At 50.7% G+C, this 15,301-nt stretch carries 16 protein-coding genes; all 16 read left to right on the top strand.

Translation table 11 applies throughout. The features are described from left to right. Position 1: 1 nt before the first annotated feature. The gene (locus ACZ520_RS16145) at positions 2 to 844 is read left to right on the top strand and encodes a sigma 54-interacting transcriptional regulator (RefSeq protein WP_088564139.1); all 843 of its coding nucleotides are present in this window, start codon (positions 2 to 4) and stop codon (positions 842 to 844) included. Beyond that, a complete protein-coding gene (gene flgB, locus ACZ520_RS16140) occupies positions 841 to 1,251 on the top strand; it encodes a flagellar basal body rod protein FlgB (RefSeq protein ID WP_088564140.1) in 411 nt (136 codons plus the stop codon). The genes ACZ520_RS16145 and flgB overlap by 4 nt, the downstream gene beginning before the upstream one ends. Positions 1,252 to 1,254: 3 nt before the next feature. Next, the gene (gene flgC, locus ACZ520_RS16135; RefSeq protein WP_015092407.1) at positions 1,255 to 1,698 is read left to right on the top strand and encodes a flagellar basal body rod protein FlgC; all 444 of its coding nucleotides are present in this window, start codon (positions 1,255 to 1,257) and stop codon (positions 1,696 to 1,698) included. A gap of 80 nt (positions 1,699 to 1,778) precedes the next feature. Next, complete coding sequence (gene fliE / locus ACZ520_RS16130) at positions 1,779 to 2,114, top strand: flagellar hook-basal body complex protein FliE (protein ID WP_088564141.1); 336 nt, start codon at positions 1,779 to 1,781, stop codon at positions 2,112 to 2,114. Positions 2,115 to 2,138: 24 nt separating this feature from the next. After that, positions 2,139 to 3,788: a flagellar basal-body MS-ring/collar protein FliF gene (fliF, locus tag ACZ520_RS16125; protein ID WP_088564142.1), complete on the top strand. Its 1,650-nt coding sequence runs from the start codon at positions 2,139 to 2,141 to the stop codon at positions 3,786 to 3,788. Then, on the top strand, positions 3,788 to 4,822 hold the full coding sequence (fliG, locus tag ACZ520_RS16120) for a flagellar motor switch protein FliG (protein ID WP_011165739.1): 1,035 nt from the start codon (positions 3,788 to 3,790) through the stop codon (positions 4,820 to 4,822). The genes fliF and fliG overlap by 1 nt, the downstream gene beginning before the upstream one ends. Further along, positions 4,809 to 5,594 carry a FliH/SctL family protein gene (locus ACZ520_RS16115; protein WP_088564143.1) on the top strand — a complete coding sequence of 262 codons (786 nt, stop codon included), beginning with the start codon at positions 4,809 to 4,811 and terminating at the stop codon, positions 5,592 to 5,594. Before fliG ends, ACZ520_RS16115 begins: the two co-directional genes overlap by 14 nt. Beyond that, positions 5,594 to 6,922, top strand: coding sequence for a FliI/YscN family ATPase (locus tag ACZ520_RS16110; RefSeq protein WP_011165737.1), 1,329 nt, complete (start codon positions 5,594 to 5,596; stop codon positions 6,920 to 6,922). Before ACZ520_RS16115 ends, ACZ520_RS16110 begins: the two co-directional genes overlap by 1 nt. Positions 6,923 to 6,934: 12 nt before the next feature. Then, complete coding sequence (gene fliJ, locus ACZ520_RS16105; RefSeq protein WP_015092402.1) at positions 6,935 to 7,384, top strand: flagellar export protein FliJ; 450 nt, start codon at positions 6,935 to 6,937, stop codon at positions 7,382 to 7,384. 4 nt (positions 7,385 to 7,388) lie between these two features. After that, positions 7,389 to 8,192 (top strand): MotE family protein, encoded by an 804-nt coding sequence (locus tag ACZ520_RS16100; RefSeq protein ID WP_088564144.1) that lies wholly within the window; start codon positions 7,389 to 7,391, stop codon positions 8,190 to 8,192. Positions 8,193 to 8,230: 38 nt separating this feature from the next. Further along, positions 8,231 to 10,054: a flagellar hook-length control protein FliK gene (locus ACZ520_RS16095; RefSeq protein ID WP_464126512.1), complete on the top strand. Its 1,824-nt coding sequence runs from the start codon at positions 8,231 to 8,233 to the stop codon at positions 10,052 to 10,054. Positions 10,055 to 10,121: 67 nt separating this feature from the next. Beyond that, positions 10,122 to 11,126 (top strand): flagellar hook assembly protein FlgD, encoded by a 1,005-nt coding sequence (locus ACZ520_RS16090; protein WP_088564146.1) that lies wholly within the window; start codon positions 10,122 to 10,124, stop codon positions 11,124 to 11,126. Further along, positions 11,126 to 11,557 (top strand): TIGR02530 family flagellar biosynthesis protein, encoded by a 432-nt coding sequence (locus ACZ520_RS16085; protein WP_088564147.1) that lies wholly within the window; start codon positions 11,126 to 11,128, stop codon positions 11,555 to 11,557. The genes ACZ520_RS16090 and ACZ520_RS16085 overlap by 1 nt, the downstream gene beginning before the upstream one ends. A 128-nt stretch (positions 11,558 to 11,685) precedes the next feature. Further along, positions 11,686 to 12,969, top strand: a complete 1,284-nt coding sequence (locus tag ACZ520_RS16080) for a flagellar hook protein FlgE (RefSeq protein WP_088564148.1) — start codon at positions 11,686 to 11,688, stop codon at positions 12,967 to 12,969. Between the two features lie 251 nt (positions 12,970 to 13,220). Continuing rightward, on the top strand, positions 13,221 to 13,895 hold the full coding sequence (locus ACZ520_RS16075) for a response regulator transcription factor (protein ID WP_088564149.1): 675 nt from the start codon (positions 13,221 to 13,223) through the stop codon (positions 13,893 to 13,895). Beyond that, positions 13,876 to 15,288, top strand: coding sequence for a sensor histidine kinase (locus ACZ520_RS16070; protein WP_417868204.1), 1,413 nt, complete (start codon positions 13,876 to 13,878; stop codon positions 15,286 to 15,288). The genes ACZ520_RS16075 and ACZ520_RS16070 overlap by 20 nt, the downstream gene beginning before the upstream one ends. The last annotated feature ends 13 nt before the right edge of the window (positions 15,289 to 15,301 follow it).

Below are 15,301 nucleotides of genomic sequence, written 5' to 3'. Positions count from 1 at the left end.
GATGTCGTACTTTGATTTTGATGCTCTACACATCGAAGATAGAAGAATGCACGAAGTGAAACAACTGAGTTTGCAGTTGGCTTCAACGCAGGCAAGTTTGCTTCTGGTGGGTGAAGCCGGTGTGGGTAAAACAAGTCTGGCTCGTTACATTTACACAAAAAGCCGTTCAGCACGTCTGTACTGCCTGGATTGTAAAAACGCCGGTGGATTTGATTTCTCCCGCGTGGATGGCGGTACTTTGCTGATTGAGGATCTGGATTGTGCTTCCGTGGCGTTGCAAAATGACCTGATGAAGCTGGTGGAAAGAACCGACGGCACTCGTCCCCGTTTCATTTCGACTTCCCGCCGCGATCTGCGCGCTTTGGTGAAGCAGGAGCAGTTCCGTCAGGATCTTTTCTATAAGCTGGCGGTTGTGCATCTGGAAATTCCGCGTCTGGAAGACCGTCGTCAGGATTTCCAGAATATTGTGAATTTTATTCTGGAAGTTTCCCAGATCATGCACGGCAAGTCGGGCTTGCGTTTGACGGCCGAGGGCTATGAGCGCCTGAATAGCTGGAACTGGCCGGGGAACATTCGTGAGCTTGAAAATGTGCTGGAAAGAGCCGTGGTTCTTGCAAAATCTTCACTGATTGGGCCTGAATCCATTCAGTTTGAGGCTGTGGTTGAGGATATGGACCTGGATTTTGCACCGGGCATGTCCCTTTCTGAGGTCGAGAAGCGTCTCATTATTCAGACCCTGGAGCTGACTGCCCAGAACCGCACCCGTGCGGCGCAAATGCTTGGAATCAGTATTCGTACATTGAGAAACAAACTTAATGAATACAAGGAAGCAGGTGTTTTATGAGTAGTATCTTCGATAAAACAACCAACGCTCTGGCGACCTCACTGAGCATGAGGCAGCTCCGTCACAATGTGACATCCTCCAATATCGCCAATGCCGAGACTCCGGGGTACCACGCCAAGAAAATGGATTTCGAAGGCGCTTTGCAAAGAGCCCTGGATCTGGATGGCGCGAATTCTTTGAGCACGAGCAATCCCGAACACTTCGCGGTGGGCGGAATCTCTGTGAACAAAACCCGCCCGGACATTTACGATGATCCGGAAGGCGCCGTGAACAACGACGGAAACACCGTCGATGTGGAAAAAGAAATGTCGGCGTTGTCAGAGAACGCGATCATGTACAAAGCGGCTCTGCAACTGATCAACAAAAAAATGGCGGCCCTGAAATATGCCGCAACCGAAGGGCGGTAATAGATGGCTGATTTTTTGACGGGGATGAGAATCAGCAGCAGTGGTATGGCGGCGCAAAGAATGCGCATGAATACCATTGCCAGCAATATTGCCAACATTAACACGACCCAGACCCCTGAAGGTGGTCCGTATCGCCGTAAGGACGTGGTTTTCGAGGCGATGCCCGACGCCAAGAACTTTGGCGAGATTATTACATCGACCGATCCGGCGGGAAGCTTCCAGCGGGTCCAGGTGACAGATGTGGTTTCGGATCGCAAGGCGCCGTTGCTCAAGTATGAGCCGGACCATCCTGATGCAAATGCAGATGGATACGTGGCTTATCCGAACATCAATTTGATGGAAGAAATGACCAATATGATACAGGCGTCGCGTTCTTACGAGGCGAACGTGACAGCGGTTCAGGCGTCCAAGGATATGGCCCTTTCCGCGCTGGAGATAGGCAGGTAATTCCTTCCTAGACCCCGGCAAAAATTAAGGACTTTTTTACGCAAGTTTAATACAATTTTCTAAGAGGAGAAGGTGAAGCCATGGAGGGTTTTACTGTATCAAATGCAAACAGGTTTCTCGATAATGGAATCGTCCGTGATTCCAAGTCACTAAGTATCGAGAACACCCCTTCAGCTAGTTCGACATCCGGTACGGGCAAGAGCTTCGCCGACACCCTGAAAGACGCCGTAGGCAGCGTGAATGAAATGCAGAAGGCTTCAGACAAAGCCATGCAGAATCTCGCGACTGGCAAAACGGACAACGTGGCCGATGTGATGATCGCCGCAGAAAAAGCAGACATCGCCCTGAAGGTGATGGTGCAAGTGCGCAACAAGATTATTGATGCGTACCAAGAAGTTATGAAGATGCAGGTTTAGTTTCCTTAGGCTGGAGGGGTTTCCTTGAATAAGATTTTTGGTGGATTGGTTGTCCAGTTTCGCGAGTTCTTCAAAAACCTGGGTCCGACCAAAAGACTTTCAGTAATTGCGGTTACTGTAATTGCGGCGGTGGCACTTTTCACGATGCTGTTTATGGCTTCAGGAAAAGACTATGTGCCATTGTTCACAAACATTCCGACGGAGCAGGTTTCCACAATCGTGGGAAAACTGAACGAAAAGAATGTGCCGTTCCAGTTGCGTGATGGCGGTAAAACAATCGCCATTCCAAAAGAACTGCTGCACTCAACCCAGATGACATTGATGTCCGAGATCGGTTCCCCAAAAATGGGTTCCATCGGTCTTGAGATCTTCGACAAGCAGGATTTCGGTATGAACTCCTACGCTCAGAAGATCAACTATCAGCGTGCCCTTCAGGGTGAGCTGATGCGTGCGATCAACACGCTGACCGCCGTAAAACAATCCAAAGTGATTCTGGCATTGCCAAATAAAAAGACTTTCCTTGAAGAGGGCGGTCAGGCGTCTGCGTCTGTCGTGGTGGAATTGCACCAGGGGAAAGAACTGGCTCCGGAGCAAGTGCGCGGTATCCGTTACCTGGTGGCGAACTCTGTTGAGGGTATGGACGCCGACAAAGTCACAGTTCTGGATGAGCGTGGTAAAGTTCTGACCCGCGTGGCGGACGGTACAACCGGTGGTTCCAATGAACTGCTGGATCTGAAAGCGAAAATTGAAGGCGACCTGGAAGATCGCATCGAGGACATCCTGTCCAAAGTGGTGGGTCATGCCAAGGTGGTGGCGAAAGTGGATGCCACTTTGAATCACCGTGTGATTTCTTCTGTGGAAGAATCCGTGGATCCGGATAAAACAGCGATCCGTTCCCAGCAGTCTGAAGAGGAATCTTTGGACGGCTCCCGTACCAATCCAGCCGGTGTGCCGGGCTCGCGTTCCAATCTGCCGGGTGCCGAGGACCAGGGGACTGTGGGCTTCCGTCAGGATGTTAAAAAAGAAATCAAGACAACCAACTATGACGTTCCAAAAACCGTGCGCAACATCCGTGAATCCGCCGGGAATCTGGAGCGCGTGAGTGTGGCGGTCGTTGTTGACGGTATGATGACCACAACAACCAAGGCCGACGGCACAACTGAAACAACCTGGAAACCGCGCTCTGCTGAAGAGCTGCGCAAGTACGAGGACCTGGTTAAAAACGCGATCGGGTTCAACACCGCCCGCGGTGACAGTGTTAAAATTGAAAATATCCAGTTCCAGCCGGAAGACTTCTCTGAAGCAGAAAAGATCCTGACGACGCTGGAAAGAAAAAAGCTGATCCACGCGTTGTTCAAGTGGGCATTGCTGGGCTTCAGCTTGGCGCTGTTCTTCTTCATCGTGGTTCGCCCGTTCATGCAGTGGATCACCGACAGCTTCCAGGATTCTGTTGAGGAAATGCTTCCTCGCACCATCGAAGAACTGGAAGAGCTGCAGTCTGTGGATAACACCCTGCCGGGCATGTCCACCGCGTTGCCGGTCCTTCAGGAATCAATTGATCCTGAGAAGGCCGAATCTGAATTGCTGAAAGACCGTATCCTGTCATCAATGAGTCGTGACGAGGAAAAAGCAGCCAACGCCTTTGGTATGTGGCTGGTTAGGAAGGATGGCTAATGAAACTTCATAAGTCAGATAATATTGAGTATGAAAATCTCAAGGGCTTCGACAAGGCCGCAATCCTGATCAACTACCTTGGCAAGGACGCGGTGAAGGTTCTGCTTCGCCGTATGGACGACTCCGATATCCGCAAGCTTATTAACCAAATGAGCAAATTGCGCGTGGTGCCGGTTCATGTGACCAAACGTGTACTGGAAGAGTACTACGAAATGATTTCTGAGACGGAAGACTACATTTTCTCTGAAAATATCTCTGCCAAGGACACCATCGTGGACGCCCTTGGTGAGGAAAGAGCCCGTGGTATCCTGGGGGGCTTGAACATCACTTCCGGTGGTTCCCGTTCTTTGGAATCCCTGGAGATGGTCGACGCCAAATCCCTGGCGACCTTCCTGGTGAATGAGCACCCGCAGACCGTAGCCGTGATCCTGGCGCATCTTGAGCCCGAGAAAAAAGGCGAGGTTCTGAAACGTCTTCCTGAAGCCCTGCAGGCCGAAGTGGTTCTGCGTATGGCGAATCTGGAGCACGTCGATCCTGAATTGATTGCTGAAATTGACCGTGTATTGAAGAACCAGTTGTCCAATACGGCGACTGTCGAGCAGGCGGCATTGGGTGGCGTACATCCGGTGGCGGAAATGCTCAACGTCATGGACAAGAACACGGAAACCGCGATCATGTCCCGCCTGGAGGAAAAAGATCCTCTGCTGGCGGAAGAGATCCGCAAGCTGATGTTCGTCTTCGACGACATCGTGAAAATCGACGACCGTGGTATCCAGTCCCTTCTCAAGGAAGTGGCGAACGAAAAGCTTCTGCTGGCGCTCAAAACATCCAGCGAAGAGATTCGTACGAAGATCTTCAAGAACATCTCTGCCCGTGCGGCCGAGATGCTGCGTGAGGATCTGTCGAACATGGGTCCATCCCGTCTGTCCGACGTCGAGTCGGCTCAGCAGGAGATCGTGAACGTGGCACGCCGTCTGGAAGCAGAAGGAAAAATCCTGATCGCAAGAGGTGGTTCAGAAGATGCAATGGTCTAATCGCGCCTCCAAGTCCGTTCTGTCCAAGGAAGTGGCTGAAAAGACAGTTCTCGAGTTCGTTCCCATGCGTTTTGATCTGGGGACTCCCGAGCAGGCCATGAACTATCTGGCAGAAAAGAAAAAGGGCTCTGACTTCCGCATGAACGATGCCGTGCGTGTGCAAACGGGTATCGATCAGGTGGAAAAAGGCAACGACGAGGAAAAAGTCGAAGTCGCCGCTTTGGAAAAACTGAAAGAGATCCAGGAAGGCGCCTATCAGGAAGCCTATCGCCTGGGTCTGGAAGAGGGCCGTAAAGAAGCCTTCGAGCAGGTTTCTGCGGATATCGCCGAGCGTATGGCCGGTTTGGACACCCTGCTTTTGACTATCAAAGAACTTAAAAAAGAAATGTCCGGATTCAATGAGGCCCATCTGCTGAAGCTGATGTTCCAGATGGCCTCCCGTCTGGCCAAAACCGAGCTTCAGAGCAATAACGACGCGATGGTGGGAATTCTGCGCGACGCGGTTGGTTTGGCTCAGGACGAAGAAGAAATCACCGTTCACGTGTCCCAGGCTCAGTTCGACTTCCTGGAAGAACTGAAATCCGAAACCGGCCGTGAATTTGAATTCATCAAAAAAATCAAATTTGAACCCAACGCCGAAGTTGCTGATGGCGGCTGCATCGTTGAAACCAACTATGGTGAAGTCGATGCGCGCATTGAGCAGCGTGTGGAGCAGTTGTGGTCTGTTCTTTCTGAAAACATGCCCAAAGTTAAAGACAGGATTGCCGGTTAATGAGCGAATTTGAACTGAACCTGGATAAGTATTCTGACGTGATCCAGTCTGTCCATTTGACGAAGGACAGCGGTAAAGTCACGGAAGTGAACGGGATGCTTATTAAAGGGTATCTGCCCGGCGCAAGTGTTGGCAGTATCGTGTCCATCAATCCCAGTGGGATGGAAAAGTCCTTCCTGGCGGAAGTGGTGGGGTTCAAGGACAAGCATGTTCTGATGATGGCATTAAACGACATGAGAGGCGTGGCCCTGGGATCCAAAATCGTCCTGGCCCGTCAGATTGCCACCGTGCGTGCGGGTGAAGAGCTTTTGGGCCGTGTGGTGGATGGCCTGGGTCGTCCTTTGGATGACAAAGGCGAAGTCGAAAATTTCCGTGAAGTTCCTTTATACAGTGAAGTCCGCAACCCTCTGGATCGTCGTCCGATTCGTGAGCCTATTGACCTGGGGATTCGTGCCATTAATGGTGCATTAACCGCAGGGCTGGGCCAGCGTGTCGCTATTATGGCGGGTTCCGGTGTGGGTAAATCCGTATTGCTGGGCATGATGGCCCGTAATACGAATGCCGACGTCAACGTGATCGCCATGATCGGTGAACGTGGGCGTGAGGTGCGCGAATTTATCGAGCACGATCTGGGCCCGGAAGGGATGAAAAGATCGGTTGTTGTCTGTGTGACCAGTGACCAAAGCCCGCTGCTGCGTATGCGTGGCGCCTATGTGGCGACGGCACTGGCTGAATACTTCTCCTCTCAGGGGAAGAATGTTTTGTTGATGATGGATTCGGTGACTCGTTTTGCGATGGCTCAAAGGGAGATCGGTCTGAGCACCGGTGAACCGCCATCCCAGAAGGGTTACACCCCGAGCGTCTTTGCCACCCTGCCTAAGCTCCTTGAGCGGGCCGGGTCCTTTGAAGGCGAAGGCAGTATCACCGGCTTCTATACGACGCTGGTCGAAGGGGATGACATGAATGATCCGATCGGGGATTCCGTGCGTTCCATCGTGGACGGGCACATCGTTCTAAGCCGTTCGTTGGCGCAGAAGGGTCACTTCCCGGCGATCGATATCATGCAAAGTGCCAGCCGGGTGATGCGGGCGGTGTCTTCGCCGGAGCACTCCAAACTGGCGCAAAAGCTGCGTGAAACCCTGGCGGTCTATAAAGACGCCGAGGATCTGATCAACATCGGAGCCTACAAACCGGGATCCAATCCCAAGATTGACCGGGCCGTGAAGGTGATTGACCAGGTGAACGACTTCCTGAAACAGAGAGTCGAGGACCCGACCAACTTCACGCAGACCGTGCGTCAGATGCAACAGATTCTTATCAACGCCTAATAGAGGTGGATCATGAAATTCAAATTTCCACTTCAAAAGGTTCTTGAACACCGCAAGATCAAAGAAAATCTGGCACAAAAGGACTTTCAAGAGGCCGTGAACCTTTATCAAGAGGAACTGGAGCGTCTGAATCAGATGGGCAGCCAGGTTCAGAACGCCCATGCACAGGTGGGAGCGCTCAGTAATCAGGGCGGGGCCCAAGGTCCAGCTCTTTCTCAGATCCACGAGTTTCTTCAGGGCCAGCAAATCCGCATCCAGAGGCAAATGCAAAAAGTTCAGGAATTCGAGAAATTGGTCGAGGCCAAGAGAGAAATTTTGCGACAAGCCGCTCTGGAATATAAAATTATGGAGAAGATGCGTGAAAACAAGTTCGAAGAATATCGGGCTGAGCGTCTTTCCAATGACCAGAAGGAAATGGATGAACAGTCCATTCTGCGGTTTAAAGCTGTGAAGGAATCATAGGCAGATGAAAAGCGGATACGATCAGTTCTTCAAAAATGCACGTCAGGTTGCCGACCAGAACAACGGAGTGAAGTTTCAGAAAAGAAATGCGTCTCCGAAACTGCATCTGGATCTGGCGTCTGAAGACGTCGAACAGCAGATCCGCCGCCGTATGAAAATGTCTGCTCCAAAGAAGAAGAAAAAAGCCCCGGTACCATGGAAAATGATTGGCGTGTCCTTCATGGGTTTCATGGTGGCCATCTGGGGATTCCAGAATCACGAAGAAGTTGAAAATATCATTAAACGTGTCGAAGTTCAGATGACCGGCGAAGCGATTGCCCAGCCGTCAGCGGCTCCTGCAGAGCCGGCACCTGCCGAAGCGAAAGCGGAAGCTCCGGTGACCGCGGCGATGAGTGGCGCTGAAATCGATCACCTGCAAAAACTAAATGAAAGAAACAAAGAGCTCGATGCGCGTGAAGAAGAGCTGAACCGCATGGAGACCGAACTTGCCACCCAGAAGGTGGAACTTGAAAAACGCCTGAAAGAGCTGGAAGAGATGCGCAGCAAGATCTCCGGCATCCTGGAAGACCGGGTCAAGGCGGACGACGAGAAAGTCGATACTTTGGTACAGATGTACACCAATATGAAGCCACCCCAGGCGGCCAAAGTCTTTGAGACGATGGACGAGGATTTGGCAATTGAAATACTTGGTCGTATGAAAAAGAAGAATGCTGCTGATATTATGAATTTGTTGAAGCCTGAAAAAGCTCAGATTTTGTCTGAGATGTTTGCGGGCTACAAGCGTCGTGCTCCTGCGAGCGCGAAATAAGAAAGTAACGACAGTTTTTTCCAGGGAAGGAGGAAGGTTTGTTACAAAGTATCGTACCCCCCATGGTGGGTGCGACCGAGATGAAGTCACCACCTGACAGAGGGGTGGAGAAAGACTTCAAGGGAACCGGATCCGGCTCTTCTTTCGGCAAAGCTCTCGAGGAGAAAATAGCCTCGAAAGACCCGAAAGAAACGAAAGAGCCACCGCAGCGGGAACTGAAGGCGAAGAATGAAAAGCCTGAAAAGACCGAAGCGCAAAAAGGCAAGGAACCCGAGGTCAGCCAAAACGATGGGAAAGCAGAACGAAAGGGAACGGTTCGACAGCAAAAAATAAAAGAATTCATGGACTCCTTCGAGAGTGAATTCGAAATATCCCCCACGCGACTCGTGGAGGCGATGTCCCAGCTGGACGACACCCAACTAGTACAATCCCCGGAAGAGACGGCAGAAGCCGTGATCTCTCAATTGGGACTCAGTGATGAGGATGCAGACAAAGCGCAAGCGATGTATGCGGGCTTGCTGCTGCAGTTGAAGCAGACTCCTGCGCCTGCAAAGGCTCCGGAATTTGCGGTGGGTGCTGGCGTGGTGACTCAGGCTGGTGTGCAGCTGCGCGCTGAACAGGCGCAGGCCAAGCAGACCATGCTGGGTAATACCGTCGACCGTTTAAATCAAAAATTCTGGACAGACGCGCAGGCAAAACCTTTGCCTTCGGCAGCGCTGGGACAGCTTGATGCGGCAGCCCTGCAGAACATGGATCTGGATGAGGCATCTTTTGCGGATATTCCAAAACAGGAAATCCCGATGGATATGCCTCTGCCGGAAATGCCACACCAGGCTTCAGGCAAGCTTCCTGAACTTCCTCCGCATCTGCAGGGGCAGATGAAGGATACCATGTCTCCGGCATTGCTGGCGGCTTTGGCAGCAAAGAAGGCGGCCGAAGCGCAGGCCGCTCAGGGAACTGGCGTCGCAGCGGAAGCTCAAGCCTCTGAACAGGGTGCGGATCTGATGGCGGAATTCACTCAGGCGGTCAAAACGCCCGAGGCTCCGAAGATCCCGACAGCTCAGGCTTTGAATCCATTGGAAGTGCAGTCCAAACTTTCCCAGGAATTCATGCGCAATGAATCCCAGGGTGGCAATCTGATGCAACAGGGCAATGACTTTATGAAAGGCATGAGCGCCGAAAAAGAAGTGGGTGAAAAGTCCACTCTGACATCCGGCGAATTCAAGCAGGGTCTTGAGGGCCTTCAGAATGTTCATGGCGCTCCGATCAAGGGCGAATCCCTGAAGATGGATGCCGCTTTGCCATTGGCAGGGACGGCCCCTCAGGCACCTGTTGATGCCAAGGAAAATGATGCCGCCGTGAAGCAGTTGATGAATCAGGCCCAATACCTGATCAAACGCGGTGGCGGCGAAATGAAGGTTCAGATGACCCCGGAGGGCATGGGAACCATTCACCTGAAAGTCATGCTTCAGGACGGTAAAGTGAACATGCAGATGTCAGCAGATACTCAGGAGGCTAAAAAAGCCATCGAGTCCAGTCTAGCTGAACTGAAAACCAGTCTTGCTGCTCACAAATTGTCCATGGAGAATGTAAAGGTGGATGTGGTGAACACGACATCCGCGGATACGGCTACGCAAAACCAGACCAACATGAACGGCAATCAGCAAAGAGATCAGGCGCGCCAGTTCTGGAATCAGTTCAATGAGAACTTCGGATCCCAGGGCCGCAAGGAATCTTTCGCAGACATGCCTTCACTGAAAGGTTATGGCAGTCGCCGTGATCCACTTCAGCCAATCGAGACGCGCTCAACGCCGACTCGTAAAGTTGAAGGCCGTGGCAGTGGACTGAATCTTGTAGCGTAACGGCTATGCCGGCAGAGCTGAAGCCCCGGCAGGGGCGTAAGCTGAAGCAGCTTTAAAAGGAGCAAAGATGACAATGGTGAACGCGAAACTTGGTGTGAATGCATTCGGAGCGACTCAGACAAAACCTGAGAACGCCGGGCCTTCCAACATGAGCGTGACAGACAGAGAAAAGCTGGGCGGTGAAAACGTCGGCGAAGTTCTGAACAAGATTGTCGATGCCAACTGGACAGATCCATCCAAAAAAGTTCGCACGGTCGGCAACCCGAGCTTGGACAAGGATGCTTTCTTCAAGCTGATGCTGACACAGATGAAAAATCAGGATCCGACGAATCCACTGAAGAGCCATGAGATGGCGGCACAGTTGGCAAGCTTCTCCTCTCTGGAGCAGATGCAGAACATGAACAAGTCACTTGAGGAAATGAAGAACGGTCAGAAGCCTTCGGAAAACTTCCAGGCGCTGAATCTGATCGGTAAAGCAGTCGCAGGTGATTCTTCGAAAGTGGTGCGCGGCACGAATGACAGAGAGCATGATTTCAAATTCACTCTGCCGATGGCTGCCAGCGAAGTGTCGGTGAAAGTTCGTGATGCCGAAGGAAACATCGTGCGCACGTACAATCTGAAATCACTGAAAGCGGGCGAAAACAAACTGACCTGGAATGGTGAAGACGAAAAAGCAATGAAGGCTCTGCCTGGTGAATACCAGTTCATCGCAGAAGCCAAAACTGCTGACGGTAAGAAGATGGGAATCAAAACAGACTTCGACGGAATGATCACCGGTGTGAGCTATTCCAATGAAGGCCCTGTGCTTCATGTGGGAAATCAGGCGATTCGTTTCTCTGACGTGAAGAAGATTACAGACCCACGTCTTATGACCACCGACCAGAAAGTAAATGATGTAACAAACCTAGACTTGAAGAAAGATGATGCTAAAGGACAAACTATGAAAGAGGGGAATGCAGAGTTACAAAACTCTTCCATGAATCCTGCTCCTGTAGCAAAATCTAACATCATGAACAATGTGGGCTTGTCCCGCGACATGATGGAAAAGATCGCCAAGGAGACAGCGAAGTAATGGTCGATTTAAAGAAGATACAAACTCTTGATCAACTCATCCCGCAGCAACCAGGGAAGGTAAAACAACCGGATCTGGCTGGGGGACCCTCCTTCAAGGAGACTCTGAATCAGGTCGGTGGTGTGAAGCCGCAGAACCTGGGACAGATGCAACCTCCTGGGCTTGCAAAAGCTGTTGAAGGGGTGAAGTTTTCGAATCACGCGATTGAGCGCATGAGAACACGGGGAATCAATTATTCACCGGAAGATGTCTCAAAAATCTCAGAAGCGGTTTCGAGAGCGGCGGCGAAAGGTTCCAAGGATTCATTGATTCTGATGAATGACTCGGCACTGATCGTCAGCGTGAAGAACAACACGGTTGTCACGGTGATGGACAAGAATGCGCTCAAAGAGAACGTGTTCACCAACATCGACTCAACAGTGGTTCTTTAAACTGTGAAGCTGTCCCGACGAGACAGATAGCAGCTGGTTTTAAAAACTAAATATTAGGGCTGGTCCTCGTAGAGGAGGCCCTCCAAACGGCGGAATTCGACTAATTCTGCCAACGACATGGAGGTCACATGGGTATTCTTTCTTCATTGTACACTGGTGTATCCGGTATGACAGCACAGGGCGAGGCTCTGGGTGTTATCGGGGACAATATCGCCAATGCGAACACTATCGGTTTCAAAGCAAGCCGTGCAGAGTTCCAGGACATCATCTCCAAAAATCTAAAAGGTATTGTTGGTGGTAACCAAATTGGCCGCGGTGTGAAGATCGGTGCCGTAAATCCAATCCTTTCCCAGGGTAACATCGACGCCACTGAAAAAGTGACGGACCTTGCGATCTCCGGTGACGGTTATTTCAAAGTTAAAGGTTCCGATGGTGAGTCTTACACTCGTGACGGTTCCTTCCACTTCGACCGTGAAGGTTACCTGGTAACAAACGACAATCAGCGCGTACAGGGCTTCTCCACAGACGAGAAGGGCAATATCGTCAACAAAATGACCGATATCAAATTCCCTCGCGCTCTGATCCCGGCTAAAGCTACAAAAGAACTGAAACTGGATCTGAACCTTGACTCCCGTATGGAGCCGACGAAGAAATTCGATGTTAACGATCCATACTCCACTTCTCATTACTCTACAGGCGTTGAGATGTACGACTCTCAGGGTAACAAACACCTTGTCAGCTTCTTCTTCAACAAAGTTAACGACCGTGAATGGGAATTCAAAGGTTTGGTTGACGGTAAAGAGATCACTGGCGGCGAAGAAGGCAAAATGTCTGAAGTGGCTGCTGGTAAATTGATGTTCACAGTTGACGGTAAACTGGATTCCCAGGAAACAACGTCCACGAACTTCAACTTCAAAGGCGGTGCTTTGCAGGACCAGCAGGTGAAGCTGAACTTCGGTGATGCTATCAAGGACGGCGGTAAAGGTTTGGACGGTACTAAGCAGTACGGTAAAAACTCGGACCTGATCTCCTGGCACCAGGATGGCGCGGCTGCAGGTACTATCACTGGCCTGTCCTTCAATGACGAAGGTACATTGACAGCGGTATACTCCAATGGTCAGGCCAATGACCTTGCCCAGATCGCTTTGGCGAAGTTCGAGAACCCGGAAGCTCTGTTCAAAGTCGGTAACAACCGTTTGAAAGAATCCAGAGACTCCGGTACTGCCTCCGTAGGTGCCCCAGGCGCTGCCGGCCGCGGTAAGTTGTTCGCGAAATCCCTGGAAAGATCCACAGTGGATCTGGCTACAGAGTTCGTAAACATGATCCAGAATCAGCGTGGTTTCCAGGCCAATGCCAAAACCATCACGACGACGGACGAGCTTCTGAACGAAGTTATTCAGTTGAAACGTTAATTCCCGCTAGTCTAAACCTACCATGACCATGTCGACAGGCTCCCTGACCAGGAGCCTGTTTTTTTTCGTTTGGCAACCTCGTTTCAGAGGGAAAATTGTTTCATCTTTGCAATCCCCTGACTAAACCCGATTAAATCTATGTAATATTGCCTATTAAGGGCGCCAATGTGAAATTTGCTACTTTTGTTTAGAAACAAATCTGCTATAAATTGCATATAGATTTTACGAACCAGTAACAAAGGTGACTCTCGATGAGATGCTTAGTGGTCGAAGACGATAACGAGATCGCAACAATAGTGAAACAAGGCCTGGGCGAGCTTGAAGGTGAGGTCGATGTTGAGTCCAACGGACGCCGTGCCTTTGAAAAAGCACAAACCAATCATTACGATATTATTGTTTTGGATTTGATGCTGCCTGAAATGGACGGTTACACTTTCGCAAAGTCTTTGCGCGAAAAAGAAATCAACACCCCCATTCTGATCCTCAGTGCTTTGCGTGAATTGGATGACCGCCTGAAGGGCTTGAGCATGGGTGGCGACGACTACCTGACCAAACCTTTCGCGATGGCTGAACTTCAGATCCGTGTAAAGAACCTGTTGAAGCGCTCTCAAAAAGCGTCTGAAGTGACTCAACTGGTATTCCAGGATTTGAAACTGAACCGTCTGAACCGCGATGTGGTTCGCGCCGGCAGAAAACTCGACCTTCAGGAAAGAGAATTTGTTCTTCTTGACCTGTTCATGAGTAATCCAAATAAAATCATTGGTAAGCAGACGATCCTGAAGGAAGTCTGGAACTATGATTTTGACCCTCAAACGAACGTGGTGGACGTACTTGTATGCCGACTAAGAAACAAGCTGGAAAAAGATTTCCCTACACGCCTTATCTATACGGTTAGAGGTGTAGGATATGTCCTCAAGTCGTCTTAAGCCGACACTCTTCAGAATCAGCACCAAGCTGACGCTTGCGTATTCTCTGGTGCTGATTCTCAGTTCTACCGTTATCTTCAGTTTCCTTTATTTCCAGATCAGTCACGGCCTGCAAGAGCAGGAGCGTGGCGTTCTTTCCTCCAAGCTGGAAGAGTACCGCAATCGTATCGAAGTGCGGGGCCTGGGGGAATTCAATGACTATTTCCTCTATATTCCCAATTATGATCGCGATGCTGCGCTGCTGGTCAGTGTTTTCAGTCCCAAAGGGGAAGTGACTTTCCATCACGAGCCCTTCCCAAGCTTCAAATTGAACATGGAGAAGCTTAAAGAAGAGATGAACCGGCACCGCGGTCAGCTCTTTGAATTTGCCATGCGTGAAATGCATGGGGGCGACACGATCATCATTCTGGGGTCGACTCTGAAAGACGGCAGCAGACTTGTGGTGGGTAAAAGTACAGAAAGCCTGAGCCTGCAACTGCGCAATCTGCAGAAGATCTTCTGGTGGTTGCTGCTCCCGGTGGCGCTGATCGGATTCCTGGGGGGCTTGTTCCTGTCCAACAGAACTCTAAGTCCGGTGCGTGAACTGATCACCTCTATGAAAAAGATCGAAGGCGGTTCCCTGTCGACCCGTGTTCCGATCGGGGGCAGTGACGATGAGCTGGAAGAGCTGAAAGTTCTGTTCAATAAGATGCTCGATAAAATCGAAGGTCTGGTGAACGGACTGAAAGAGGCCTTTGATCATCTGGCGCATGATATCCGCACTCCGGTCACACGACTGCGCGGCCGTGCGGAACTGGCGCTGACCAGTGAGGGGGATGTGGAATCCTATCGCGAGGCTTTGCAGAGCTGTTTTGAAAACTCGGACAAGATCCTGAATTTCCTGCAAGTGCTGACGGATATTACTGAGGCTGAAAATCGCAGTAAGAAACTGAAGATCGAAAAGAAATTCATCAGTGACCTGGTGAAAGAGATCATGAGCCTTTATGAAATGGCCTTCGAGGAAAAAGACATTCGTGTGGTGCAAAAGCTCGACAACCATGACTGGGCCATGGTCGATGCCAAACTGATCAGCCGGGTTATCGCAAACTTGCTGGATAATGCACACAAGTACACACCACCGGGTGGTGAAGTGACGATTGAAACCATCAATCAGACCGAAAACGTCATCATTCGTGTGACAGATTCAGGGCCGGGTATTTCGGCTGATGAACACGGTATGATCTGGCAAAAGCTTTATCGCAGCGACAAGAGCCGTTCTGAATACGGAATGGGATTGGGTTTGACGTTTGTAAAAGCAGTCGTTGAAGCGCATGACGGTAAAGTTTCTGTGCGCAGTCCGGTGAAAGACGGACGTGGTACAGAGTTCGAAGTTCTTTTGCAGAAGATGTCGTGACTTAGGTCGCGGC

This window comes from Bdellovibrio sp. BIS2, from assembly GCF_055398295.1.
Note: the sequence above shows the minus strand (reverse complement) of the source record. Positions and strands in the feature narration are given on the sequence as shown.

What these genes read in the sequence shown, in the direction of transcription:
- ACZ520_RS16145 (WP_088564139.1), top strand. Translation starts at nt 2, where the DNA reads ATGTCGTACTTTGATTTTGATGCTCTACACATCGAAGATAGAAGAATG.
- flgB (WP_088564140.1), top strand. Translation starts at nt 841, where the DNA reads ATGAGTAGTATCTTCGATAAAACAACCAACGCTCTGGCGACCTCACTG.
- flgC (WP_015092407.1), top strand. Translation starts at nt 1,255, where the DNA reads ATGGCTGATTTTTTGACGGGGATGAGAATCAGCAGCAGTGGTATGGCG.
- fliE (WP_088564141.1), top strand. Translation starts at nt 1,779, where the DNA reads ATGGAGGGTTTTACTGTATCAAATGCAAACAGGTTTCTCGATAATGGA.
- fliG (WP_011165739.1), top strand. Translation starts at nt 3,788, where the DNA reads ATGAAACTTCATAAGTCAGATAATATTGAGTATGAAAATCTCAAGGGC.
- ACZ520_RS16115 (WP_088564143.1), top strand. Translation starts at nt 4,809, where the DNA reads ATGCAATGGTCTAATCGCGCCTCCAAGTCCGTTCTGTCCAAGGAAGTG.
- ACZ520_RS16110 (WP_011165737.1), top strand. Translation starts at nt 5,594, where the DNA reads ATGAGCGAATTTGAACTGAACCTGGATAAGTATTCTGACGTGATCCAG.
- fliJ (WP_015092402.1), top strand. Translation starts at nt 6,935, where the DNA reads ATGAAATTCAAATTTCCACTTCAAAAGGTTCTTGAACACCGCAAGATC.
- ACZ520_RS16100 (WP_088564144.1), top strand. Translation starts at nt 7,389, where the DNA reads ATGAAAAGCGGATACGATCAGTTCTTCAAAAATGCACGTCAGGTTGCC.
- ACZ520_RS16090 (WP_088564146.1), top strand. Translation starts at nt 10,122, where the DNA reads ATGACAATGGTGAACGCGAAACTTGGTGTGAATGCATTCGGAGCGACT.
- ACZ520_RS16085 (WP_088564147.1), top strand. Translation starts at nt 11,126, where the DNA reads ATGGTCGATTTAAAGAAGATACAAACTCTTGATCAACTCATCCCGCAG.
- ACZ520_RS16080 (WP_088564148.1), top strand. Translation starts at nt 11,686, where the DNA reads ATGGGTATTCTTTCTTCATTGTACACTGGTGTATCCGGTATGACAGCA.
- ACZ520_RS16075 (WP_088564149.1), top strand. Translation starts at nt 13,221, where the DNA reads ATGAGATGCTTAGTGGTCGAAGACGATAACGAGATCGCAACAATAGTG.
- ACZ520_RS16070 (WP_417868204.1), top strand. Translation starts at nt 13,876, where the DNA reads ATGTCCTCAAGTCGTCTTAAGCCGACACTCTTCAGAATCAGCACCAAG.